This is a genomic window from Kribbella lupini (genome assembly GCF_039529595.1).
Classification (GTDB): Bacteria; Actinomycetota; Actinomycetes; order Propionibacteriales; family Kribbellaceae; genus Kribbella; species Kribbella lupini.
Genome location: NZ_BAAANC010000002.1, coordinates 1,436,616 through 1,457,241, shown reverse-complemented (window position 1 = coordinate 1,457,241; position 20,626 = coordinate 1,436,616). Strand labels below are relative to the sequence as shown.

30 protein-coding genes are annotated in these 20,626 nt (G+C 70.1%); 19 read left to right on the top strand and 11 right to left on the bottom strand.

Annotated features, from left to right (window positions below; genetic code table 11):
- Positions 1-4: 4 nt before the first annotated feature.
- On the top strand, positions 5-643 hold the full coding sequence (locus ABD235_RS20275; protein ID WP_344176255.1) for a DUF305 domain-containing protein: 639 nt from the start codon (positions 5-7) through the stop codon (positions 641-643).
- Positions 643-1,377, top strand: a complete 735-nt coding sequence (locus ABD235_RS20270) for a DNA alkylation repair protein (protein ID WP_344176253.1) — start codon at positions 643-645, stop codon at positions 1,375-1,377. The genes ABD235_RS20275 and ABD235_RS20270 overlap by 1 nt, the downstream gene beginning before the upstream one ends.
- A 61-nt stretch (positions 1,378-1,438) precedes the next feature.
- Here ABD235_RS20270 and ABD235_RS20265 read toward each other — a convergent pair whose 3' ends face one another.
- Together ABD235_RS20265 and ABD235_RS20260 are read right to left on the bottom strand one after the other, a co-directional pair.
- Positions 1,439-2,941: an MFS transporter gene (locus tag ABD235_RS20265; protein WP_344176250.1), complete on the bottom strand. Its 1,503-nt coding sequence runs from the start codon at positions 2,939-2,941 to the stop codon at positions 1,439-1,441.
- Between the two features lie 23 nt (positions 2,942-2,964).
- Entirely contained in the window at positions 2,965-3,672 is a 708-nt protein-coding gene (locus tag ABD235_RS20260) for a hypothetical protein (protein ID WP_344176248.1), read from the bottom strand.
- A gap of 221 nt (positions 3,673-3,893) precedes the next feature.
- Here ABD235_RS20260 and ABD235_RS20255 point away from each other — a divergent pair, with 221 nt between their 5' ends.
- The 3 genes from ABD235_RS20255 to ABD235_RS20245 all read left to right on the top strand — a co-directional run bounded on the left by ABD235_RS20255 (position 3,894) and on the right by ABD235_RS20245 (position 5,551).
- On the top strand, positions 3,894-4,700 hold the full coding sequence (locus ABD235_RS20255) for a DUF4397 domain-containing protein (protein WP_344176246.1): 807 nt from the start codon (positions 3,894-3,896) through the stop codon (positions 4,698-4,700).
- A gap of 8 nt (positions 4,701-4,708) precedes the next feature.
- Positions 4,709-5,335, top strand: a complete 627-nt coding sequence (locus tag ABD235_RS20250; RefSeq protein ID WP_344176244.1) for a class F sortase — start codon at positions 4,709-4,711, stop codon at positions 5,333-5,335.
- A 90-nt stretch (positions 5,336-5,425) separates the two neighbouring features.
- Positions 5,426-5,551, top strand: a complete 126-nt coding sequence (locus tag ABD235_RS20245; RefSeq protein ID WP_344176242.1) for a hypothetical protein — start codon at positions 5,426-5,428, stop codon at positions 5,549-5,551.
- A gap of 6 nt (positions 5,552-5,557) precedes the next feature.
- On the opposite strand, the gene ABD235_RS20240 is transcribed toward ABD235_RS20245, so the two are convergent.
- Entirely contained in the window at positions 5,558-6,178 is a 621-nt protein-coding gene (locus ABD235_RS20240) for an L-threonylcarbamoyladenylate synthase (RefSeq protein ID WP_344176240.1), read from the bottom strand.
- Between the two features lie 70 nt (positions 6,179-6,248).
- Between ABD235_RS20240 and ABD235_RS20235 the strand changes: the two genes are divergently transcribed.
- The 4 genes from ABD235_RS20235 to ABD235_RS20220 are packed head-to-tail and all read left to right on the top strand — an operon-like array spanning position 6,249 to position 8,422.
- The gene (locus tag ABD235_RS20235; RefSeq protein ID WP_344176238.1) at positions 6,249-6,893 is read left to right on the top strand and encodes a nitroreductase family protein; all 645 of its coding nucleotides are present in this window, start codon (positions 6,249-6,251) and stop codon (positions 6,891-6,893) included.
- 31 nt (positions 6,894-6,924) lie between these two features.
- On the top strand, positions 6,925-7,443 hold the full coding sequence (locus tag ABD235_RS20230; RefSeq protein ID WP_344176237.1) for a CGNR zinc finger domain-containing protein: 519 nt from the start codon (positions 6,925-6,927) through the stop codon (positions 7,441-7,443).
- The gene (locus tag ABD235_RS20225) at positions 7,440-8,129 is read left to right on the top strand and encodes an AzlC family ABC transporter permease (protein ID WP_344176235.1); all 690 of its coding nucleotides are present in this window, start codon (positions 7,440-7,442) and stop codon (positions 8,127-8,129) included. Before ABD235_RS20230 ends, ABD235_RS20225 begins: the two co-directional genes overlap by 4 nt.
- Positions 8,126-8,422 (top strand): AzlD domain-containing protein, encoded by a 297-nt coding sequence (locus tag ABD235_RS20220; protein ID WP_344176232.1) that lies wholly within the window; start codon positions 8,126-8,128, stop codon positions 8,420-8,422. The genes ABD235_RS20225 and ABD235_RS20220 overlap by 4 nt, the downstream gene beginning before the upstream one ends.
- On the opposite strand, the gene ABD235_RS20215 is transcribed toward ABD235_RS20220, so the two are convergent.
- The 3 genes from ABD235_RS20215 to ABD235_RS20205 form a co-directional block, all read right to left on the bottom strand.
- The gene (locus tag ABD235_RS20215; protein WP_344176229.1) at positions 8,409-8,918 is read right to left on the bottom strand and encodes a DNA polymerase ligase N-terminal domain-containing protein; all 510 of its coding nucleotides are present in this window, start codon (positions 8,916-8,918) and stop codon (positions 8,409-8,411) included. The two genes, ABD235_RS20220 and ABD235_RS20215, sit on opposite strands and share 14 nt — an antisense overlap.
- Positions 8,919-8,980: 62 nt before the next feature.
- Positions 8,981-9,805 carry a SigB/SigF/SigG family RNA polymerase sigma factor gene (locus tag ABD235_RS20210; protein ID WP_344176226.1) on the bottom strand — a complete coding sequence of 275 codons (825 nt, stop codon included), beginning with the start codon at positions 9,803-9,805 and terminating at the stop codon, positions 8,981-8,983.
- Positions 9,806-10,026: 221 nt separating this feature from the next.
- Entirely contained in the window at positions 10,027-10,899 is an 873-nt protein-coding gene (locus tag ABD235_RS20205) for a LysR family transcriptional regulator (RefSeq protein ID WP_344176223.1), read from the bottom strand.
- Positions 10,900-10,992: 93 nt separating this feature from the next.
- Here ABD235_RS20205 and ABD235_RS20200 point away from each other — a divergent pair, with 93 nt between their 5' ends.
- The 3 genes from ABD235_RS20200 (at position 10,993) to ABD235_RS20190 (ending at position 13,045) form a co-directional block, all read left to right on the top strand.
- Entirely contained in the window at positions 10,993-11,733 is a 741-nt protein-coding gene (locus ABD235_RS20200; RefSeq protein ID WP_344176220.1) for a class I SAM-dependent methyltransferase, read from the top strand.
- Between the two features lie 51 nt (positions 11,734-11,784).
- Positions 11,785-11,967 carry a hypothetical protein gene (locus ABD235_RS20195; protein ID WP_344176218.1) on the top strand — a complete coding sequence of 61 codons (183 nt, stop codon included), beginning with the start codon at positions 11,785-11,787 and terminating at the stop codon, positions 11,965-11,967.
- Between the two features lie 121 nt (positions 11,968-12,088).
- On the top strand, positions 12,089-13,045 hold the full coding sequence (locus ABD235_RS20190) for a TIGR03557 family F420-dependent LLM class oxidoreductase (protein ID WP_344176216.1): 957 nt from the start codon (positions 12,089-12,091) through the stop codon (positions 13,043-13,045).
- A 63-nt stretch (positions 13,046-13,108) separates the two neighbouring features.
- Here the strand turns inward: ABD235_RS20190 and ABD235_RS20185 are convergent, their stop codons facing one another.
- Genes ABD235_RS20185 through ABD235_RS20175 form a run of 3 tightly spaced genes read right to left on the bottom strand, consistent with a single transcriptional unit; the run spans position 13,109 to position 14,282 of the window.
- Positions 13,109-13,384: a DUF4235 domain-containing protein gene (locus tag ABD235_RS20185; protein ID WP_344176214.1), complete on the bottom strand. Its 276-nt coding sequence runs from the start codon at positions 13,382-13,384 to the stop codon at positions 13,109-13,111.
- Positions 13,381-13,842, bottom strand: a complete 462-nt coding sequence (locus ABD235_RS20180) for a DUF3618 domain-containing protein (RefSeq protein WP_344176212.1) — start codon at positions 13,840-13,842, stop codon at positions 13,381-13,383. Before ABD235_RS20180 ends, ABD235_RS20185 begins: the two co-directional genes overlap by 4 nt.
- Positions 13,839-14,282, bottom strand: coding sequence for a phage holin family protein (locus ABD235_RS20175; protein WP_344176209.1), 444 nt, complete (start codon positions 14,280-14,282; stop codon positions 13,839-13,841). The genes ABD235_RS20180 and ABD235_RS20175 overlap by 4 nt, the downstream gene beginning before the upstream one ends.
- Before the next feature lie 130 nt (positions 14,283-14,412).
- On the opposite strand from ABD235_RS20175, the gene ABD235_RS20170 reads away from it, so the two are divergent.
- A complete protein-coding gene (locus ABD235_RS20170; protein ID WP_344176207.1) occupies positions 14,413-14,784 on the top strand; it encodes a glyoxalase superfamily protein in 372 nt (123 codons plus the stop codon).
- Positions 14,785-14,791: 7 nt separating this feature from the next.
- Here ABD235_RS20170 and ABD235_RS20165 read toward each other — a convergent pair whose 3' ends face one another.
- Complete coding sequence (locus tag ABD235_RS20165) at positions 14,792-14,947, bottom strand: hypothetical protein (protein WP_344176205.1); 156 nt, start codon at positions 14,945-14,947, stop codon at positions 14,792-14,794.
- Between the two features lie 266 nt (positions 14,948-15,213).
- Here ABD235_RS20165 and ABD235_RS20160 point away from each other — a divergent pair, with 266 nt between their 5' ends.
- Positions 15,214-15,387: a hypothetical protein gene (locus ABD235_RS20160; protein WP_344176203.1), complete on the top strand. Its 174-nt coding sequence runs from the start codon at positions 15,214-15,216 to the stop codon at positions 15,385-15,387.
- Positions 15,388-15,391: 4 nt separating this feature from the next.
- On the opposite strand, the gene ABD235_RS20155 is transcribed toward ABD235_RS20160, so the two are convergent.
- Positions 15,392-16,474, bottom strand: coding sequence for a serine hydrolase domain-containing protein (locus ABD235_RS20155; RefSeq protein ID WP_344176201.1), 1,083 nt, complete (start codon positions 16,472-16,474; stop codon positions 15,392-15,394).
- A gap of 58 nt (positions 16,475-16,532) precedes the next feature.
- Here ABD235_RS20155 and ABD235_RS20150 point away from each other — a divergent pair, with 58 nt between their 5' ends.
- The 5 genes from ABD235_RS20150 (at position 16,533) to ABD235_RS20130 (ending at position 20,542) form a co-directional block, all read left to right on the top strand.
- The gene (locus ABD235_RS20150) at positions 16,533-17,468 is read left to right on the top strand and encodes a LysR family transcriptional regulator (protein WP_344176199.1); all 936 of its coding nucleotides are present in this window, start codon (positions 16,533-16,535) and stop codon (positions 17,466-17,468) included.
- Positions 17,469-17,564: 96 nt separating this feature from the next.
- A complete protein-coding gene (locus tag ABD235_RS20145; RefSeq protein WP_344176197.1) occupies positions 17,565-18,305 on the top strand; it encodes an SDR family oxidoreductase in 741 nt (246 codons plus the stop codon).
- A gap of 90 nt (positions 18,306-18,395) precedes the next feature.
- Positions 18,396-19,289 carry an SDR family oxidoreductase gene (locus tag ABD235_RS20140; RefSeq protein WP_344176195.1) on the top strand — a complete coding sequence of 298 codons (894 nt, stop codon included), beginning with the start codon at positions 18,396-18,398 and terminating at the stop codon, positions 19,287-19,289.
- Between the two features lie 28 nt (positions 19,290-19,317).
- Positions 19,318-20,256 carry an amidohydrolase family protein gene (locus tag ABD235_RS20135; protein ID WP_344176193.1) on the top strand — a complete coding sequence of 313 codons (939 nt, stop codon included), beginning with the start codon at positions 19,318-19,320 and terminating at the stop codon, positions 20,254-20,256.
- Between the two features lie 79 nt (positions 20,257-20,335).
- Positions 20,336-20,542 carry a DUF3072 domain-containing protein gene (locus tag ABD235_RS20130; RefSeq protein WP_344176191.1) on the top strand — a complete coding sequence of 69 codons (207 nt, stop codon included), beginning with the start codon at positions 20,336-20,338 and terminating at the stop codon, positions 20,540-20,542.
- The last annotated feature ends 84 nt before the right edge of the window (positions 20,543-20,626 follow it).

Here is a 20,626-nt window from a genome sequence, read left to right as displayed (position 1 = left end):
TGCTGTGAGGAACTTCGCCCTGCCACTGGTCGCGGTCCTGGGGTTCGCCCTGGTGGGCTGCAGTTCGGACCCGCCCGCGGCCGCTCCGGCGCCGACCTCGACACTGCCCGTCATCGTTCCCGGGACGCCGGGCGGATCGAACCGAACGCTAGCCGCGGTTCCGTCGTCGCCCGCCACCGCAGACCCCGACGACCTGACGTTCCTGAGCGACATGATGATCCACCACAGCCAGGCCCTGGTGATGGCCGAACGGGCCCGCACGGCCGCGGCGAACCCGCGGGTCAAGGCGTTGGCGGACCGGATCCGGGTCGGCCAGAAGCCGGAGATCGAGTCGATGCGGCAGCTGCTCACCGAGCGCGGCGGGAAGGCGCCGTCGCTGGAGCACGTCGAACACACCGATCACGCGGGCATGCCGGGAATGGCCACACCGGCCGAGCTGGCCAAGCTGCTGAACTCCACCGGCAAGGCGTTCGACTCCCTGTTCCTGACCTTGATGATCAAGCATCATGAGGGCGCGGTGACGATGAGCGGTACGGCGATCGAGCAGGGCGCCGACCTGCGAATCGGGGAGCTGGCGCAGGAAGTCAGCATCACGCAGACCAAGGAGATCTCCACGATGCGGCGGCTGCAGAAGGAGCTGTGATGGGAGTCCTGACCGTCGCGGGGCTGCTGGCCGAGATCGACGCGGCGGGCGACGCCGCGACGGCGGCGATCCTGTCGCGGTACTTCCAGGTCAAGCCCGGCGGGTACGGCGATGGCGACCTGATGATCGGCGTCAAGCTCTCCACCCTGCGCGGCATCATCAAGCCGTACCAGCGCGCTTCTTTGGAACTGCCCGATCTCGAAGAAGCTCTGCAGAGCCCGGTCCACGAGCACCGCCTCGCCGTCCTCTGCCTGCTCGCCGACCGCGCCGAGCGCGCGCTCAAACCCCTGACCGCCGACCCCGCGGACCTCGCCGCGATCTTCGACCTCTACCTGCGCAACACCGAGCACATCAACAACTGGGACCTGGTCGACTGCAGCGCCGCCGAGATCGTCGGCGGCCACCTGCTCGACCGCCCCGGCGACATCCTGCACACGCTGATCCGCTCGCCCCTGATCTGGGACCGCAGGATCGCCCTGGTCGCCACCCACCGCTTCATCCGCGCCGGCGACAGCACCGACATCTACGCCCTCGCCCCACAGGTCCTCAACGACCCCGAAGACCTGATCCACAAGGCTTCCGGCTGGATGCTCCGCGAAGCCGGCAAACGCGTCTCCCCCGACGAGCTCCTGGCCTTCCTCGACCAGTACGCCGCGAAGATGCCCCGCACGATGCTCAGCTACGCCCTCGAGCACTTCCCCCAGGAAACCCGCAAGCACTACCGGAGCCTGTAATTCATTGCTGGTAGCAACGGTTTGTGATTTGTCGACATGTCGCCTGGTTCTGGGGCGCGGTTCAGCGTGTCCTGGCTGGGCTGTTCGACAGTGGGGGTGACTCCAGGGCGCAGTAGCGGTGGGTCGTTGCCGGTTCCGGGGTCGTACGGCGGGAGGTGCGGTCGCCGAGGGTGAGCCAGGCCAGGGCGGCGCCCGCGACGGCGAGGACGGCTGAGATGACCATGGCCATCATGAAGCTTTCCTTGAACGACATCGGGTCTCGGTAGGAGTCGCCGGTGATCCCCGCGGCCAGTGGGATCGCCGCGACCGCCATCAGTTGCGCGGATCGCGCGACGGCGTTGTTGACGCCCGACGCGATGCCCGCGTGGTGGTCCTCGACCGAGTTGAGCACGGTTGCGGTCAGCGGAGCGACCGTGCAGACCAGGCCGATCCCCAGTACGACGACGCCCGGCAGTACGGCGGTGAAGTAGCCGACGCCGGGCTCGATGCGGCGCATCAGCAGGAAGCCGACGGCCATGAAGATCGGGCCGACGGTCATCGGGATGCGCGCGCCGATCCGTTCGGACAGGGCGCCGGCGTAGCCGGAGAGTGTCAGCATCAGCAACGTCATCGGGAGCAGGGCGGCGCCGGCCGTCAGGGCGTCGTACTCGAGGACGGTCTGCAGGTAGACGACCAGCAGGAACGTGGCCGTGCCGAGTGCGCCGTACACGACGACGGTGACCAGGTTGGCGCCGGTGAAGCGGACGTTGGCGAAGATGCCGGGCGGGAGCATCGGGTGCGAGCTGCGGCGTTCGACCTCGACGAAGGCTGCCAGGCTGACCACGCCGATGGCCAGCGCGGTCAGGACCATCGCGTCGCCGAAGCCTCGATCGCCCGCGCTGATCAAGCCGTAGGTGAGTCCGGCGAGGCCGAGCGTGGCGAGCAGACCGCCGGCGCCGTCGAGCTTGCCGGCCATGGTCTCGTCGCGGCTCTCGGGGATGTGCCGCATCGTGACCAGCACCGTCAACGCGGCGATCGGGAGGTTGAGCAGGAAGATCAGCCGCCACGAGCCGCTGTCGACCAGGCCGCCGCCGACGAACGGACCGATCGCCGCCGCGACCGACGTCAGGCCCGACCATGCACCGACCGCTTTGCCACGGTCGGACGGCTGGAAGCTGGTCTGCAGGATCGCAAGGCTGCCAGGAGTCAGCAGCGCGCCGCCGATGCCTTGCAGGACGCGGCCGGCGATCATCACCTCGAGGTTCGGCGCGGCCGCGCAGATCGCCGAGGCCAAGGCGAACCAGATCACTCCGACCACGAACAGCCGGCGCCGTCCGAGCCGGTCCCCGAGCGAACCGCTCAGCAGGATCAGCGAGGCCAGCATCAGCATGTAGCCGTTGACGATCCACTGCAGGCCGGAGATGCCGGCGTCCAGGTCCTCGCCCATGGCCGGCAGCGCGACGTTGACGACCGTGCCGTCGAGGAAGGCCATGCCGGAGCCGAGCGCCGTGGCCGCCAGCACCCAGCGGGCGCGCGCCGTACCGAAGGCGATTCGATCGGGTGAAGCAGCCTGCGCGTCGACCATACGGACAGAGTAGGGCTGACGGGTCAGGGCTGCATCGGCAGATCCAGCTGCAGTACGGCGAGCGCCCGGTCGGCCGGCAGGCCCTGCTGGATCCCGAGCCCGGGCGGCTCACCGACCGCGCACCGCGTCTCGGGCATCAGCGGGCAGACGGCGTTCAGCAGGCCACCACCCGACACCGCGAGGTTGGTGGGCAGCGTGCCGTCGGTGGCAGCGGTGAGTGGGCTGATGGCGGCCAGTGCTCGCCCGGTCGGCGACGGCAGGCTGCGCGCGGACGAACCGCTGAGCCGGTACGTCAGCTTCAGCTCGGTCGCCGGGGTGTCGAGCGGGAGGTCCCGCGCCGCCTTCACGTCGGTGTCCGGGAGCAGGACCGGGTCGCCGTCCGCGACGATCTGCAGACTGGTCGCCTGGGGCTTGGTGCGCGTCATCAGGCCCGGCAGCCGATCGCCCGACTGGGGCAGACGCAACCGCACCGTGTCGGTCGAGCCGCGCAGTCTGACGTCCTCGGTCACGTCGAAGCTGCCGTCACCCCGCGGTACGGCGGTGAGCCGGATCCCCGGCGCGGTCAGTCCGGGTCCTTCCGCGGTCGGGGGTGGTTGCACCTGCTCGGGCTCGGCGCCGGCCGACACCAGGCCGGGGCTGGGTGGAGTCGGTCCCGCCAGCTCGTTCGAGCAGGCGGTCGTTGCCATCAGCCCCACGATCAGGGCGGCGGTGAGCGTGCGGCGTGCGGACATGCTGAATCGCCCCCAAAGACCCGGCCACTTCCTCTGGTGGCCGGATCGACTTCCGCATACGATACGCCGGAATTAGCTTTGTCAGGCATTTTCAGGGGTGGTTTTTCGAGGGGGCAAAAATGCGGAAGCGGAAAGTGTTCAGGCAATTTCGAACAGTTGTCAGGACGTCTGAGAAAGCGGCTGGGGGTATTTCGAGAATTCCGGGTCCGCATTATCGCAGGGTGATTTCACTGGCGCTCGCGGTGATCGTCGCCGCGGTCCCGGCGGTGCTCGCGACCCAGGCCGAGGCCGCCTCCGGCGGCGTGCTGTACGTCGTCCAGGGCCTGCCGGGCCAGTCCGTCGACGTGCAGGTGGACGGCAAGGTCGTGGCGCGTGGAGTCGCCGCGACCAAGGTGATCGGGCCGTTCTCCGTCCCGGCCGGGCAACGCCGGATCACCGCTGTGGCGGGTGGGAAGACGCTGGTCGACCGCCGGGTCGCGGTCGGGGCCGGGAGCAACCAGGACGTGGTGATCCACCGGCCGGCCGCGCCGACCGCCGCGCCGGTGATCACCACCTACCCGAACAAGCTCGGCGCCGTACCGAAGGACAAGGCCGCGGTGCGGGTCGCGCACACGGCCGCGGTCGGCCCGGCCGACATCCGGGTGAACGGAAAGGTACTTTTCGCCAACGTGGCGAACGGGGAATCACTCGACGTGGTCGTTCCCGCTGGAACTTACACTGTCGAGATCGTGCCCGCGGGTGCGTCCGGACCGGTGGTTCTCGGGCCGGCGTCACTGCCGCTGAAGGCCGGATATCTGACCCGGGTCTTCGCGATCGGAGAACCGAACTCGAAAACGATGAACGTCGCGGTCGGGACGATTCGCCTGCCGGGCAGCGGGACGGGCAAGCCGGACATGGTCGACACCGGAACCGGTGGTCAGGCGGTGGCGCTGATGCAGGAGCGGCCGTCGCCGCTGCCGTTGGTCGCGCTGGCGCTGCTCGCCGGATGCGCGGTGCTGGTGACGGTCCGGAAGGTGGTCCGTCGCTGAGGAGGTTCTTGCTCGGACTGTTGCTGGTCCTCTGCGTGGCCCTGGAGGGGTGCGCCGCGCAGTCGGACGGAGCGGTCCCGAGTCCTGGTGCGGGCGGCGGTACGGTCACGGGGCCGCCGCCCGCCGCGAGCGAACCGGTGCCTCCGGCAAGGATCGGTACGCCGGCCGCGAGTCAGCGGATCCGGTTCGTCCCGGCCGAGGTCGTGCTGCCGGGCGGTGCCAAGGCCGGCGTCCTGGCGGCCAGTACGGTCGACGGGCGCCTCATGGTGCCGGACGCCGTCCGCCAGGTCGGGTGGTGGGACGGCGGGGCCGAGGCCGGTGACCCGTTCGGCGCCGTCGTACTGGCCGGGCATGTCGACTCGGCGACCGAGGGGATCGGGTACTTCGCGCGGTTGCTGCGGATCAAGGTCGGCGAGACCGTGGTGCTGCGCGGCGACGGGCACACTGCGTCGTACCGGGTGAGCTCGGTGGTCTCCGTGCCGAAGGACGCGCTGGCGACGCGCAGCGGAGCCTTCGACCAGGTGGGCGACCATCGGTTGTCGCTGATCACCTGCACCGGCGCGTACGACGCGGCGCGCGGCGGCTACGAGTCGAACCTGCTGGTGACGGCTGTTCCGGTGGGGATGGCCAAGTAGTCAGGTTGTTCACCGACCCCGCCCCGGAGTGGCCCCTGAAGTCGGGGAGCCGGTGTTCAACTCCACCGCGGCACGGTGGATGATGTTGACATGACAAGTCCGACCGCACCCCCGGCTCCCGGAGACGAGCGCAGCGCTCGCCGGGCCCGCTGGCTGCTGGTCTTCGTCCTGGCCTGCCTGGCGCTGGCGATCTCCGTGATCACCTCGAACCTGTAGGGCGCGTCACTCGAACGGCGTGGGGTCCCCGGCGCCGATCCGGACGATCTCGGGGAAGTCCTCGGAGAAGTCGATCACCGTGGTCGGCTCGGTCCCGGCCTCGCCGGAGTCGATGACCGCGTCGACCTGGTTGTCGAGCTCTTCCTTGATCTCCCAGCCCTGGGTCATCGGCTCCTCGTGGTCGGGCAGGAGCAACGTGCTGGACAGCAGCGGCTCGCCGAGCTCGGCGACCAGCGCCTGGGCGACGACGTGGTCGGGGATCCGGACGCCGACGGTCTTCTTCTTCGGGTGCAGCAGCCGGCGCGGGACTTCCTTCGTCGCCGGCAGGATGAACGTGTAGCTGCCCGGCGTCGCCGCCTTGATCGAGCGGAACACCGCGTTGCTGATGTGGACGAACTGGCCGAGCTGCGAGAAGTCCTGGCAGACCAGCGTGAAGTGGTGCCGGTCGTCCAGGTGCCGGATCGCCTTGATCCGGTCGATCCCGTCCTTGTTGCCCAGCGCGCAGCCGAGCGCGAAGCAGGAGTCCGTCGGGTACGCGATCAGCCCGCCGCCGCGCACCAGGTCGACCACCTGCCCGATGGCCCGCTTCTGCGGATTCTCCGGATGCACATCGAAATACCTCGCCATACGCCGACCCTAGCGGTCCGGGCGGCCGAGCCTCGCCGTCGGGAAGTGTCCGACTGACAAACTGGGCCACGTGACCACACTCGACCTGACTCCCGACGAACTCCTCACCACGACCAGGACTGTGCGGAAGCGGTTGGATCTGGACAAGCCGGTACCGATGGAGCTGATCCGCGAGTGCATCGAGATCGCGTTGCAGGCGCCCTCGGGCAGCAATCGGCAGACGTGGCACTGGCTGGTGGTCACGGACGCCGGCAAGCGGGCGCAGATCGGCGAGTACTACCGGCTTGCCGTCGCGGAGTACTTGGAGTCTTCCGGTGCGGCCGGACGCCTGTACGCCGATGACCCGGACCGTGCGCCGGTGCAAAAGCGCGTTGGCTCGAGCGTCGCGTACCTGGGTGAGCGGATGGGGCAGGTGCCGGCCCTGGTGATCCCGTGCCTGACGGCGAAGAACCTGCCGGCGGGAAACCAGGCGGGGCTGTGGGGCTCGATCCTGCCGTCGGCGTGGAGCTACATGCTGGCGGCTCGGGCGCGCGGGTTGGGGACGGCGTGGACGACGCTGCACCTGAAGTACGAGCGTGAGGTGTCGCAGCTGCTCGGGCTTCCCGACGAGGTCCGGCAGACGGTGCTGATTCCGACGGCGTACTCGATCGGGACGGACTTCCGGCGGGCGGCGCGGCAGCCGCTCGATGAGGTGTTGCACGTCGACAGCTGGTGACTAACGAGCAAAAGGCGTATAGCTTGTTAGGATGAGCTACGAACCGGAGCTGGTCGGCGGGCATGTGCTGCTCGATCTGGTCAACACGGTCTCCTGGCGGCTCGATCCAGCGCGTCGGGTGGATCGAATCGCCGATCCGGCCGCGCGCGACGTGTGGTTGCGGGCGGTGGGGTTGCCGACCGGTGGTGACGGGCTTGAAGAGGTCCGGGAGACGGCGTACGGCGTACTGCAGCCTCTGGCGGTGGGTACGGAGCCGGAGAACGTCGAAGGGCTGCGCGAGCTGATGGTGACTGCCGTTGCTCGCGCTCGGATCGTGCAGTTGAGTCCGTTGAGGTGGCAGGCCGACGACGCGGCGGGCGAGTTGGCGCTGGCCGCGTGGCGGCTGCTCGAGGGCGAGGACTTGAGTCGGCTCCGGCAGTGTCAGGACGACGGCTGCGGCTGGCTGTTCCTGGATCGCAGCAAGAACGGGTCGCGCCGTTGGTGCAGTTCGGCCGATTGCGGGAACAGGGCCCGGGCGAAACGCCACTACGCGAGGACGCACGCCCGATGAGCGCCCGGAGGCGGATGGACCGGGCGGCGTTCGTCGACGGGATGCGGCTCGGCGTCGGCCCGGGAGCGGCCGCCTTCGTGCTGGCGTTGAGTTTCGGGGCCGAGGCGGAGGCTCGCGGCTGGGGACTCGGGCTGCCGGTGGTGTTCTCGGCGTTGGCGTTCTCCGGGTCGGCGCAGTTCACCTTGCTGACGGCGCTGGCCGGTGGATCGGCACTGGCCGCGATCACCTCGGCGGTGCTCATCAACGCGCGCTACCTGGTGATGAGTGTCGCGCTGAACGAGAGCCTCGAAGGCGGGCGCATCCGCAGAAGCCTTCACGCCTTGGCCCTGGCCGACGCCTCGTTCGTCGCGGCACACCGCGACGACGGCCGGTACGACGCCGCGCGGCTGGTGGGCGCCAGCGTTCCGCAGTGGATCTTCTGGGTCGGTGGTACGGCGATCGGCGCGCTCACGTCGCCGTCGCCCGAGCTCATGCACACCCTCGGCCTGGACGTCGCGTTCCCGGCGTTCTTCCTGATCCTGGCGATCGACGAGCTGCGGAGATCGCGCCGGGCGTTCGTGGCGGCACTGCTCGGCGCGACCATCGCGGGACTGCTGCTTCTGGTCACCAGCCCGGGCTACGCGTTGCTCGGAGCGACCGCCGCCGCGCTCATCGGCGTACTGCCGGAGAAGGAGGAGACCGCATGATCAGGATCTGGCTGTCGGTCGTGGCGGTGACCGTGCTGAGCTGGTTGATGAAGGCCAGCGCGCCACTGATCATTGCCCAGCGCAAGCTTCCGCGGTCGGTGATCAGGATGACCGCGCTCACCGCGCCGGTGCTGCTCGCCGGGCTGATCGTCACCGAGCTCGGCGGCAAGCAGCTGGACTGGACGCAGCTGGCCGGCGTCGGGACGTCCGGCGTACTGGCGTTGGCGAAGGTGCCGATGCTGGTCGCGGTCGCGGGTGGGATCGTCGCGACCGCGGCGATCAGGTTGCTGTAGCGGCCATCTCGTCGATGGTGAGACCGCTGAGCACCGAGCGCGGCTCGGTGGCGGTCAGGTCGAGCAAGGGGTCGGCCGACTCGTCGCGGACCTTGACCATCAGCCAGTCCCGATCGGTGCGCGTGAAGGCCCACGTCCCGTCCAGCTTCACGCCCCGCAGCCGGAACTTCAGGTGCCCGCGCTCGATCGCGTCGGCCGGCTCGACCAGCCGGCGCTGCTTGTCACGGGTGAGGTTGGTGTAGACGCCTGCGTCCCAGACGATCACCGCGCCGCTGCCGTACTTGGCCTCGGCGTGCACGCCCTCGTACGTCGCGTACTCGAGCGCGTGGTCGGTGGTGAAGACCGCCAGCCGCTTCACGACTGGGTCGAGCGACGGCCCGAGCGGCACCGCCCACGACTTCAGGACGCCGTCGACCTCGAGCCGTACGTCGTAGTGACGGCGCCGGGCATCGTGCAGCTGCACCACGAATATCGGTGCCTCAGGCAACGATGACATCAGGGTTCCTCCGCGGGTGGCCCGCCGCGACCAAGTCTACGGCGGACCACAGCGGGGAGGGATCAGGCGGCCGTGATGCTCGGCGGCTCGATCTGGGCGCGCAGCTTGTCGAGAATGCCGCGCAGCAGGCGGGAGACCTGCATCTGGCTGACGCCGATCTCGGCGCCGATGTCGGCCTGGGTGTGCCCTTCGATGAAGCGCAGCTCGAGGATCTTGCGTTCCCGCGGGGTGAGCTCGTTCAGCACCGGTTCGAGGACGGCGACCGCCTCGGTGCGTTCGAACGAGGTGTCCTCGTCGTCGGCGATGGTGTCGGCCAGGTTCGCGGTCGACTCGCCGTCGACCGGACGGTCCAGCGACAGCACCGAGAAGCAGCCGTCGGCCGCGATCGCGGCCTCGATCTCGGCCACGTCGGTGCCGACCGCCTCGGCCAGCTCCTCCAGGGTCGGGTCGCGCTGCAGGTCCTGGACGAGTTGCGGGCGGACGCTCGCGATCGACCCCTGCAGCTCCTGCAGCCGGCGCGGGATCCGCACCGTCCACGAGCAGTCGCGGAAGTAGCGCTTCACCTCACCACGAATGGTCGGTACGGCGTACGCCAGGAACGGTGTGCCCGTGTCCGGACGGTAGCTCCGGGCCGCTTTCAGCAGACCCAGGTAGGCGACCTGGTCCAGGTCGTCGGCCTCGACACCGCGGCCGCGGAACCGGCTCGCGATGCTGTGGGCGATTCCCAGGTTCAGCTCGATGGCTTCCTCCAGCAAGGACTGCTGGAGAGTCTCGTCGGTCGTTGCGGCCCGGCGGGCCAGGAGTTCCCTGGTGGCCAGGTCCCGGCGCTGCTTCGGATCGGTGCTGGGCAGCTCTTCGACGGTGGTGCGTGCAAGTACGGTAACCATGATTCTTGACCTCGCGACGTTGAGTCACGGCGCGGCACATGTCTGGACCGCGGTCAATATCTGTGTGGGTCATTCCTACCCCATGAATCCCGAAGTTATGCATCCGACCTCGAACTTCCACGAACCCGTTGCATCGTGACCGGTGTGAAACACGGTCCCCACCAGGGGAAAGTCGCGGTGCGTGACCGGGTTGGAGGAGTCTTCACCTGGTGCCTGACCGCTCAGTCGAGCGACCGCAGGACCCCGAGAGCGGCCGTCGGCGGGTGCGCCGAGTCACGCCAGCGCAGGGTCCACGTGTACGGCGGTACGCCGGCCGCGAGCGGCTTCACCACGACACCGGCCGGCGCCGGGGTCGAGAGAAGTCCGAGCGCCACGCACTCGCCGGCCTTGACGAGCTCGAGCGCCGAGCTGGTGCCGTCGGTACTGGCCGGGTGCCGGCGCGGCTGGAAGCCCGCCGTACGGAAGCAGCCGAGGACGAAGTCGTTCCACTCCGGCGCGAAGTCGTCGCGTGGCAGGTAGTGCACCTCGTCGGCCAGCTCGCGGACGGCGACCGCGTCGGCGTTGCTGAGCGGGTGGTCGGTGGGCAGCGCGATGCCGAGCGCCTCGCGGCGCATGACGCGCTGGACCAGGCCGTCGGCGAGATGGGCCGTCGATCCGCAGAGGGCGAGATCCAGGTCGCCGCTGAGCAAGCGCTGCTCCTGCTCGCGGCTGCCGCGGCTGCTGACCTCGAGCCGCAATGACGGGAGGCGTTCGCGCAGGCGGGCCAGGACCGCGCGCGGCGTGACCAGATCGGTCTGTAGCACGTCGATCCGCAGGACCTGATCGCGGCCCGCGGCGGCGGTCGCCTCCGCGATCCCCGAGCGGATCGCGGCGAGCGCGCTCTGCGCGTGCGGCAGGAACGCGCTGCCGGCGGCGGTCAGGGTCACCCCGCGTGGGGAGCGCTGGAACAGCTGCGTCCCCAGCTGGTTCTCGAGCCGGCGGATCTGATTGCTGAGCGCCGGCTGGGACACGTACAGCCGGCGGGCCGCGGCGGTGAAGTGCAACTCCTCGGCCATCACCAGGAAGTACCGCACCAACCGTAGATCGACGTCCATGAACTTCCTCACCTGCAGCGATAACCAGAGGCTGTGACGTTAGTGCTCTTGCGACTTGGACGTCGAGGCCCTGGAGGGCAGAACGTGGTGCTCATGACAACACAGCGTGAGGAACTGCGAAGCAGCTGGGAACGCCAGCAGGCCGGGCACGAGCCGGACCGCGAACTCCGGTTCCAGTTGATCCTGGACTACGTCGAAGCGCTGGCCGGCCCGCCACGGCGCGTGCTCGACCTTTGCTGCGGCCCGGGTTCGCTGACCCGGCGGGTGCTGGACCGCTTCCCGGACAGCGAGGTGGTCGCCGTCGACATCGATCCGCTGCTGCTCGATCTCGCCCGCGACGACTTCGCCGACGACGACCGCGTGACGGTGGTCGAACGGCAGTTGGCCGCACCGGACTGGGACCGCGGACTGCCGACCGGGTTCGACGCGGTGGTGACCGCGACGGCAATGCACTGGTTCCCGGCGGACGCGCTCGCGGGGGTGTACGGCGGGGTCGCGCGGGTGCTGCGGTCGGGCGGCGTGTTCGCCAACGCGGACCACGTGCCGATTGCCGAGCCCGTGCTGCGGGCGGCGGCGGACCGGTTGCACGCCGAGCACCTGCGGATCACATTCGCGGAGGCGGAGGACTGCGACGGGTGGTACGAACGCGCGTACGGCGATCCGTCGTACGCCGGGCTCCGGGCCGAGCGGGAGAAGGTGTTCGCCCACTGGGACGGCGACCTGCTCCAACGGGAGGGCTGGCACGTCGATCTCCTGCGGCGGAACGGCTTCGAGCGGGCCGGTGCGATGTGGCGCCGGGGAAACGACGCGCTGGTCGTCGCGATTCGTGCATGACGTCGGCCGTGGGCGGGTACCGAGACCCGTCCAACAGGAAAGGGGGACGCGATGACGGAGCGTCCGGAAGAACTGGTCGACGACCTGATCGACGAGACCAGGGGGCCGGAAGCGGATCCGCCGGCCGACTCGACCACCGACGACGCGGCGGTGGACATCAAGTCGCAGGACACCGGTCAGTCCGAGGACACCGGCGACGACGGCGTACCGGTCACTCCTGAGCCGCCCGACTGAGTGCCGGCTGGTGGCGGCCCCGGCGCTGTCTGCTCAACGCCGAGGCCTTGGGCAACCAGTACTTGCATCCTTCTGGTGCCCAGGAAGCCTTGATCCATTCATCTTTCGGAGGTAAGTGTCGATGAAACTGGGGTTCAAGCTGATCGCCGAGGCGTACGCGCCGACCGAGATCGTCGACCAGGCGGTCCGCGCGGAGCAGGCCGGATTCGACTTCGTCGAGGTTAGCGACCACTTCCATCCGTGGGTGTCGGAGCACCAGCACTCGGGGTTCGCGTTCTCGATGCTCGCGGCGGCCGCGGCCCGGACGTCGGCGATCGAGCTGGCGACCGGTGTGACGTGTCCGTTCATCCGGTACCACCCCGCGGTGGTCGCCCAGATGGCCGCGACCACCGCGTTGCTGTCCGGCGGGCGGTTCACGCTCGGCCTCGGCGCCGGTGAGCGGCTCAACGAGCACGTCGTCGGCCGCGGCTGGCCGGCGGTCGCGCAGCGGCACGAGATGCTGCGCGAGTCGCTGGAGATCATCCGGCTGCTCTGGAGCGGCGGGTACCAGTCGTACGACGGGAAGCACCTGAAGCTGGAGGACGCGCGGGTCTTCGACCTGCCGGACGAGCTGCCGCGGATCGCGGTGGCGGCGGGCGGGCCCGAGGCGGCGGAGCTGGCGGGCGAGCTGGGCGACGCGCTGTTCACGACCGAGCCGAAGGAGGAGCTGGTGACGGCCTACCGGAAGGCCGGAGGCGACGGTCCGGCGTACGCCGAGGTGCCGCTGGCCTGGGCGCCGGACGAGGACGACGCGGCGGAGTCGGCGCGCAAGCTGTTCCGGTTCGGGGTGACCGGGTGGAAGGTCCAGTCCGAGCTGCCGAACCCGGTGAACTTCGACGCCGCGACAGCCCTGGTGACGGCCGACCACATGAAGGAGCAGTTCGGGTGCGGGCCGGACGTCGCGCGGCACGTCGAGGTGGCGAAGCCGTTCGCGGAGGCCGGGTACGACCACCTGGCGCTGATCAACGCGGGACCGGACGTGGACGGGTTCTTCGACTTCTTCACCAAGGAGCTCGGGCCGGCGCTGCGCGAGCTGTGAGAGACGACTGTGGCCCCTGACTCGCATCCGAGTCGGGGGCCACAGTCGGTTCGTGGGGGCGGATCAGTCGCCGGGCCATTCGCCGGTCCAGCGCTCGAAGGCCTTGGCGCCGCCGCGGTCGACGGCTGCCTTGACCACGGCGTAGACGGCGCCCTGGAGTGCGGCGGCGAGGAGGAGCTGGCGCCACGGGTACTCCGACTGCAGAGCGTCGGGCGCGTCCTCCTCGTCGGCCACGCGCTTCCAGACCTGCTTGAAGATGGCGCCGGCGACGAGACCGCCGGCGATCCCGGAGAGCAGTCCGAACGGGCGGTAGGCCAGCTTGACGGCCTTCGTGCTCACCGGTTCCGTCCCGCGATCCACGCGGCCGCGCCGACTCCGAGGGCCACGGCTCCGCCGACGGCGGCCGTCGCCTTCGGGTGCTTGCGGCCCAGCTCCGGGGCCTGCTTCGCCTTGGCCGGAAGGTTCTTCGCGTGCTCGGGCAGGTGCTTGGCCCGCTCGGTCACGCCGCCGGCGGTCGCCTTGGCGCGTTCGCCCATCCCGCCGGCGGTCGCCTTGGCGCGCTGGCCGGCCCGCTGCTTGACGCTGCCGGCGGCCTGTACGGCGCGGTGGCCGGCACTGGTCGCGGAGTCCTTGATCCGGCGCGGGACGTTCAGCTGGCGGCTCAGCTCCTGAACGGTGTCGGCCAGGTGCTGACGGGTCATCTCCAGGTCGGCCCGGAGCGCTTGGACCTCACTCATCTCGTCGGGCCGGGCAGCGGCGGTCTTCCGCGGCTTCGTCTGGCGCGTCGTGGTGGTCATGCGTTCTTTCCTTCCGGCTGGTGGCCCTTGAGTGCTTCGAGGTCGTCGTGCACGCCGTGGACGGCGCGCTCCGGCACCGGCGGAGTCGCCTGGCTGACGTGCCGCTTGCCCAGCAGGGCGGCGACACCGGCGATCGCGAACAGCAGCAGCGTCACGATCAGCGCCGCGAGCCAGGCCGGTACGGCGTACGAAAGCCCGATGATCGCGGTCGCGATCAGCGCGCCCAGCCCGTAGAAGGCGAAGGCGCCCGCGCCGCCGAACAGTCCGACGCCGAGGCCGGCCTCCTTGCCCTTGTCCTTCAGCTCGGCCTTGGCCAGCTGCAGCTCGTCGCGGACCAGGCGGCTGACGTCGTTGGTCAGCTGTGCGACCAGCGCGCCCACGGGCTCGTCCGGTGCGGTCCGCTGACCGTCCTTGGGGACGGCCGGGGTCTGCGTCGTCATGGTTGCCCTCCGTGTTCTCGGGTCGACGACCAAGTACCCACGGCCCTGATCGGCAACCGGCTGCACAGGTTCTGACCGTTTCCGCCGGTAGGTTGCCGAATGAGGGACCGCGAGCGAGGGGAACGGATCAATGGACTGGAAACTCGAGCTGGTGCAGGTGCCGGTCAGCGACGTCGACCGGGCCAAGGCGTTCTACACCGATCAGGTCGGCTTCGTCGCCGACCACGACCACCAGGTCAGCGACGAGCTGCGCTTCGTCCAGCTGACCCCGCCGGGGTCGGCCTGTTCGATTGCCTTGGGCACCGGAATGCCGCAGGCCGAGCCGGGGTCGGTACGCGGGCTGCAGATCGTGGTCGCCGACGTGGCGGCGGCCCGCGAGGAGCTGTCCGGGCGAGGGGTCGAGGTCAGCGAAGTACAGGACTTTCCCTGGGGAAAGTTTGTTTTCTTCGCCGACCCCGACGGCAACAGCTGGGCGCTGCAGCAGCTGCCCGAATGGAAATAGTTGCTGGTTAAAGCGGCGGATCGTCCGGAATCGGCACGCTGAGCGGGTCGTTCTCGCCGGGCGGAGTGGTGACGTCAGGGTCGTCCAGGCCCGGATCCACCAGGTCGGGGTTCTCGTCCGGGTCGCTGCCCGGACCGGTCGGGGTGATCGGATCGGTCGTCATGGGAGACCTCCTTGGTCACGTCCCTGGTGCCCACTCCGCGCCGCGCAATTCCTACAGGTCTTTGTTTTAAAGACCAATTCGAGATACCGCTAGGGATGGTTCATGCGGCGGTTGTAGGGTGGCCTTTGGTTGAGCAGCCAGCCGGTGCGACATCGCGCCGACGACTGCGGTCCCTCCCGAGGACGAACATGCCCGACCTGCAGCGCCACACCCGTTCCACCAGACGTCGCCTACCCGTCTCCGCCCCTGTCCAGAAGTCAGGTCCCATGCCTGTTGCCACTCCCACCCGGCCCGAGTCGGTGCACGTCCGGATCGGCGGCCGCTGGATCGCCGGCGAGGCCCTGTCCCGCCGTACGGCGGTCACCGGTGCCTCCGAGATCCTGATCAGCCACCACGGCCACCTCGTCTGGGTCGACCAGGACCAGGTCCGTACGCCGTAAGGCCTCAACCCTCCGGCCAGGCCGCCACCAGGTTGCCCAGGCCGGTCGCGGCGTCCGCCTGCCGCGGGTCGAACCTGTTCTTGGTGACCGCGAACGCAACGCCCGTGCGGTGGTCGGCCCAGGCCGCGCTGCCGCCCATGCCCGGCATCCCGAACGTCGTCGCCGCCTGCTCGGCGGTCGCGCCGAGCCGCCCGTACGCGTAGCCGAGCGCCCAGACCGCCGGGTTCCCGTACACCTCGTCGACCCCGCGGAACGCCGGGCCGATGATCTCCCGCAGCTGCTCCTCAGGGATCAACCGGACGCCGTCCACCGGCCCGAGCAGTGCGGCGTACACCTTGGCGATGCCGCGCGCCGACGCCGTGGCTGCCGACGGCACGTCGGCGCTCAGCACGTCGGGCCGATTCATCGTCGAGGCGCACGGGATCACCGCCGCCGGCGCCAGCCGCTCGTCCGTCGACTCAGGGATCTCGGGACCGTCGAGCCGGGCCACGCGGTCGAGCGCCTCCGGCGGGACCCCGAAGTACACCTCGTCCTCGATGCCGAGCGGCCCGGTCAGCTCGTCCCGTAGGACGTCGCCGAGCGACCGACCGGTCGCCCGGCGGACCAGCTCGCCGACCAGGAAGCCGAACGTCTGCGCGTGGTACGCCGTCCTCGTCCCCGGCTCCCACCACGGTTCGCTCGCCGCGATCGTCGCCGTCATCGCCTCCCAGTCGGTGAGGTCCGCCGGCGTGGTCGTCGCCGGGATCGCCGGTACGCCGGCCGAGTGGGTCAGCACGTGCCGCAACGTCGCCCGGCCCTTCCCGTGCACCGCGAACTCCGGCCACAGCTCCGCGACCGGCTCGTCGTACCGGAGTACTCCGCGCGCGACGAGGACGTTCGCGAGCGTCGAGGTGACGCCCTTGCCGGTGGATCCGCTGTAGATCGGGGTGTCCGCGCGCATTGGCCGACCGGCCTTCGCGACGCCGGCGACGGCGTCGACCATCAGTTCGCCGTACCGGTAGACCGCGACCTGCACGCCGGTCTCCGCGCCTGAGGCGACGAGCCCGTCGATCGTGCGCTGAACGGTCTGCTGCAGAGAGCTGCTCATACCAGTCCCGTCGGAGTCGTCCCGGCCTTCTCGACACGGATGCTGCCAGACTCTGGACGTGGAACTTCGGCAGCTGGAGTACTTCGTCGCGGTGGCGCACGAGCGGAGTTTCACGCTCGCGGCGCGGCGGTTGCACGTCGTGCAGAGCGCGGTGAGCGCGGCGATCGCCGCGCTCGAGCGCGATCTGAAGGTGACGTTGTTCGAGCGGTCGGCGCAACGCGTCGTCCTGACCGAGGCCGGTACGGCGCTGCTGCCGGAGGCGCTGGCGGTGATGGACGCGGTCCAGGGCGCGCGGGACGTCGTCGACGAGCTCGGGGCGGGGATGCGTGGCACGGTCCGGGTCGGGCTGTTGCCGGGGCTCGGGCTGATCGATCTACCGGCCGCGGCGGGCGAGTTCCGGCGCCGCCACCAGAACGTCGAGCTGCAGCTGCGCGTGGAGCCCGAAGGGTCGGCCGGAGTCATCGCCGGGCTGCGCAACGGCGACATCGAGGTCGGCTTCCTCGGCGTCGGCCCGGGCAGCGTGCCGCGCGAGCTGACCGCGTGGGAGCTGCTGCGGGTGCCGCAGGTGCTCGCCGTACCGACCGGGCACCGGCTGGCCCGGCGGCGGTCGGTGGAGCTGGCGGACCTGGCCGACGAGGCGTTCGTGGACTTCCCGCCCGGCTTCGGCACCCGGACGCTGATCGACCAGACCTTCGACGCGGCCGGGATCGGCCGGCAGGTCGTGGTCGAGGCGCTCGGCATCGACAACGGCGTGCAGTTCGTCCGGCACGGTGTCGGGCTCGGCATCCTGCCCGGCTACGCGATCGCCGACGAGGACACGATCCGCGCGGTGCCGATCAGGGACCAGGACTTCCGGTGGTCGCTCTACATGGCGACGCTGCGCAAGCGGAAGCCGTCGGTCGCGCTGCGCGCCCTGCTCGGGCTGGTCGTCGCCCACCTGAAGCACCCGCCCGGTACGACGCCCGGCAAGGATCTGATGGATCACCAGAATTGATCCACCTATCGAGTTGAGTCGTTGGACTTGATCCATCCGCCGCGCGAAGCTTTTGGTGTCAGCACGAAACACCGAGAACTTCGAAGGAGCAGGACGATGACCGACAACACCAACCGGGTGGCGATCGTGACCGGCGGATCGCGCGGGATCGGCCGCGAGACCGCGGCCCGCCTGGGCAAGGACCACTTCGACGTCGTGGTCGCGTACGGCGGCGGCCGGGCCGAGGCCGAGGAGGCCGTCAAGGAGGTCGAGCAGGCCGGGGGCCGGGCGATCGCCGTCCAGGCCGACGTCGCCGACGAGCAGGCGGTCAGCGCGCTGTTCGACGCCGCGGAGAAGGAGTTCGGCGGGGTCGACGTGGTGGTGCACGCGGCCGGGATCATGAAGCTCGCGCCGCTGGCCGACCTGGACCTGGCGGTGCTCGACGAGCACCTGAAAGTCAACGTCCGCGGCACCTTCGTCGTCGACCAGCAGGCCGCCCGCCGGGTCCGCAACGGTGGCGCGATCATCAACTTCTCCAGCTCGCTGACCCTGCTGGCCCGCCCGGGCTACTCGGCGTACGCCGCGTCGAAGGGCGCGGTCAACACGATCAGCCTGATCCTGGCCCGTGAGCTGCGCGGCCGTGACATCACCGTCAACGCGGTGGCCCCCGGCCCGACCGAGACCGCCCTGTTCATGGAGGGCAAGTCCCAGGAGCTGATCGACCGGATCACCGCCGAGCCGCCGCTCGAGCGCCTCGGCCAGCCCGAGGACCTCGCGGAACTGGTCGCCTTCCTGGCCGGCCCCGGTCGCTGGGTCAACGGTCAGACCATCTACGCCAACGGCGGTTCCGCGGCCTGATCCGCCGCGGGCGCCCGCACTCTTTCTCACCCTCCAGGACCACGCGGGCGCCGAGCCTGCTGATCCGCCTGCCCGAAAGGTCGTCCCGTCATGTCCAAGACCATCCTGATCAGCGGTGCCTCGAGCGGCTTCGGTGCCCTCACCGCCCGCGCTCTGGCCGACGCCGGCCACACCGTGTACGCCGGAATGCGCGACGTCGCCGGCCGCAACGCGACGGCCGCGGCCGACGCCGCCCAGTACTCCAAGGACAACACCGTCGACCTCCGCGCGGTCGAGCTGGACGTCAGCTCCGACGAGTCGGCTCAGCAGGCCGTTCGGACCGTGCTTGCCGAGCGGGGCAAGCTCGACGTACTGATCCACAACGCGGGGCACATGGTCACCGGACCGGCCGAGGCCTTCACGCCCGAGCAGGTCGCCAACCTGTACGACACCAACGTGGTCGGCACCCAGCGGCTCAACCGGGCGGCCCTGCCGCACCTGCGGGAGCAGCAGGACGGCCTGGTGGTTTGGGTCGGCAGCTCCAGCAGCCGCGGCGGCACGCCGCCGTACCTGGCGCCGTACTTCGCCGCCAAGGCCGGGATGGACGCGATGGCCACCAGCTACGCACTCGAGCTGTCCCGCTTCGGGATCGAGACGACGATCGTCGTACCGGGCTCGTTCACCCATGGCACGAACCACTTCGCGCACAGCGGGACGCCGGCCGACACCGACGTCGTCGCCGCCTACGAGACCCGGTACGCCGGGCTGATGGACCAGGTCAGCCAGAAGTTGCGCGAGCTCGAGCCGGAGTGGGCCGACGTCGCGGAGGTCGCCCAGGCGATCGTCACGGTGGTCGGGACCGAGAAGGGCCACAGGCCGTTCCGGGTCCACATCGACCCTTCCGACGACGGCGCCGCCGTGGTCAACGCGGTCGCCGACCGGGTCCGCTCGGAGTTCCTGCGCCGCGTCGGCCTGGACGACCTGCTGCACCCGACGACCGCGTGACCCGCACCCCGCGACGGAGGTGAGACCGATGAGTGGCCTGATCGATGTGCACGCGCACTTCCTGCTCAAGGAGTACGTCGCCGCCGCCGAGCGGGCCGGGCACCTCCGTCCGGACGGGATGCCGGGCTGGCCGGTGTGGAGTGCGGCCAAGCACCTGGAGCTGATGGACCGGACCGGGATCGCCAAGGCGCTGCTGTCGGTGTCGTCGCCCGGTGTGCACTTCGGCGACGACTTCCGCGCCCAGGTGCTGGCCCGCCGGATGAACGAGGCCGCTGCCGAGGTGGCCAAGGACCACCCGGGCCGGTTCGGGTTCTTCGCCAGTCTGCCGTTGCCGGACGTCGCGGGTTCGCTGGTCGAGCTGGAGCACGCGTACGACGTACTGGGTGCGGACGGCGTCGTCCTGAACAGCAATGCTGGTGGGCAGTACCCCGGTGACCCGTCATGGGAGCAGCTCTGGCGGGCACTGGACGAGCGGGCCGCTGTGGTGTTCCTGCACCCGACGTCGCCGCCGCAGTGGCGACAGGTCTCGCTGGACCGGCCGCGGCCGATGATCGAGTTCCTGTTCGACAGCGCCCGCGCGGTGACCGACCTGCTGCTCACAGGGATCTTCACCCGCTACCCGCGGATCCGCTTCGTCGTCACCCACGCCGGCGGGGTCATCCCGCTGCTGGGCGACCGGCTCGACCTGTTCCAGGACACCTTCGCTCCCACGAGCGATCTGCCCAGCGTGACCGACCAGCTCAAGGACCTCTGGTACGACGTCGCCGGTACGCCGGTGCCGAACCAGCTGCCGGCTCTGCAGGCGGTAGCGGGTGCGGACCACCTGCTGTACGGCAGTGACCACTGCTTCACGCCGGACGAGGCTGTCGCCGGTCAGATCGCCGCACTGGACCAGGCGGCCGTGGCCGAGGGCTGGCGGCCCAGGACCACCGCCAACGCCGTACGGCTGCTGAGTCGCGCGGCCTGACGCGTGCATGGGACGTGAAGCGAGGGGTACCGGCCCGGTAATCGAGCTGGTGTTCGAAGAACGCCGTGGAGGAGGACCGATGAGTCAGGACGTGCAGCCGGTGCCGGACAAGGATCCGGAGGAGTGGACGACCGGGGACGAGCCGATGACCGGGCCGCAGGAGTCCTACCTGCACACGCTCGCGCAGGAGGCCGGTGAACAGGTCCCGGACGGCCTGAGCAAGGCGGACGCCTCGAAGCTGATCGACGAGCTGCAGGCGCGCACCGGTCGCGGCGCCGGGAGCTGACCGGAGTGGGGAGAGCTTCGGCGGGCCCTGACAGCACCGCCGAAGCCTCCCGCTGTTGATCGCTCAGCAGGCAGTGGACGTTAC

Excerpts from the sequence above, each read along its gene's own strand:
- ABD235_RS20270 (WP_344176253.1), top strand. The coding sequence starts at position 643 with ATGGGAGTCCTGACCGTCGCGGGGCTGCTGGCCGAGATCGACGCGGCG.
- ABD235_RS20265 (WP_344176250.1), bottom strand. The coding sequence starts at position 2,941 with ATGGTCGACGCGCAGGCTGCTTCACCCGATCGAATCGCCTTCGGTACG.
- ABD235_RS20260 (WP_344176248.1), bottom strand. The coding sequence starts at position 3,672 with ATGTCCGCACGCCGCACGCTCACCGCCGCCCTGATCGTGGGGCTGATG.
- ABD235_RS20245 (WP_344176242.1), top strand. The coding sequence starts at position 5,426 with ATGACAAGTCCGACCGCACCCCCGGCTCCCGGAGACGAGCGCAGCGCT.
- ABD235_RS20240 (WP_344176240.1), bottom strand. The coding sequence starts at position 6,178 with ATGGCGAGGTATTTCGATGTGCATCCGGAGAATCCGCAGAAGCGGGCC.
- ABD235_RS20230 (WP_344176237.1), top strand. The coding sequence starts at position 6,925 with ATGAGCTACGAACCGGAGCTGGTCGGCGGGCATGTGCTGCTCGATCTG.
- ABD235_RS20225 (WP_344176235.1), top strand. The coding sequence starts at position 7,440 with ATGAGCGCCCGGAGGCGGATGGACCGGGCGGCGTTCGTCGACGGGATG.
- ABD235_RS20220 (WP_344176232.1), top strand. The coding sequence starts at position 8,126 with ATGATCAGGATCTGGCTGTCGGTCGTGGCGGTGACCGTGCTGAGCTGG.
- ABD235_RS20215 (WP_344176229.1), bottom strand. The coding sequence starts at position 8,918 with ATGTCATCGTTGCCTGAGGCACCGATATTCGTGGTGCAGCTGCACGAT.
- ABD235_RS20210 (WP_344176226.1), bottom strand. The coding sequence starts at position 9,805 with ATGGTTACCGTACTTGCACGCACCACCGTCGAAGAGCTGCCCAGCACC.
- ABD235_RS20205 (WP_344176223.1), bottom strand. The coding sequence starts at position 10,899 with ATGGACGTCGATCTACGGTTGGTGCGGTACTTCCTGGTGATGGCCGAG.
- ABD235_RS20200 (WP_344176220.1), top strand. The coding sequence starts at position 10,993 with ATGACAACACAGCGTGAGGAACTGCGAAGCAGCTGGGAACGCCAGCAG.
- ABD235_RS20195 (WP_344176218.1), top strand. The coding sequence starts at position 11,785 with ATGACGGAGCGTCCGGAAGAACTGGTCGACGACCTGATCGACGAGACC.
- ABD235_RS20190 (WP_344176216.1), top strand. The coding sequence starts at position 12,089 with ATGAAACTGGGGTTCAAGCTGATCGCCGAGGCGTACGCGCCGACCGAG.
- ABD235_RS20180 (WP_344176212.1), bottom strand. The coding sequence starts at position 13,842 with ATGACCACCACGACGCGCCAGACGAAGCCGCGGAAGACCGCCGCTGCC.
- ABD235_RS20175 (WP_344176209.1), bottom strand. The coding sequence starts at position 14,282 with ATGACGACGCAGACCCCGGCCGTCCCCAAGGACGGTCAGCGGACCGCA.
- ABD235_RS20170 (WP_344176207.1), top strand. The coding sequence starts at position 14,413 with ATGGACTGGAAACTCGAGCTGGTGCAGGTGCCGGTCAGCGACGTCGAC.
- ABD235_RS20165 (WP_344176205.1), bottom strand. The coding sequence starts at position 14,947 with ATGACGACCGATCCGATCACCCCGACCGGTCCGGGCAGCGACCCGGAC.
- ABD235_RS20160 (WP_344176203.1), top strand. The coding sequence starts at position 15,214 with ATGCCTGTTGCCACTCCCACCCGGCCCGAGTCGGTGCACGTCCGGATC.
- ABD235_RS20155 (WP_344176201.1), bottom strand. The coding sequence starts at position 16,474 with ATGAGCAGCTCTCTGCAGCAGACCGTTCAGCGCACGATCGACGGGCTC.
- ABD235_RS20145 (WP_344176197.1), top strand. The coding sequence starts at position 17,565 with ATGACCGACAACACCAACCGGGTGGCGATCGTGACCGGCGGATCGCGC.
- ABD235_RS20140 (WP_344176195.1), top strand. The coding sequence starts at position 18,396 with ATGTCCAAGACCATCCTGATCAGCGGTGCCTCGAGCGGCTTCGGTGCC.
- ABD235_RS20135 (WP_344176193.1), top strand. The coding sequence starts at position 19,318 with ATGAGTGGCCTGATCGATGTGCACGCGCACTTCCTGCTCAAGGAGTAC.
- ABD235_RS20130 (WP_344176191.1), top strand. The coding sequence starts at position 20,336 with ATGAGTCAGGACGTGCAGCCGGTGCCGGACAAGGATCCGGAGGAGTGG.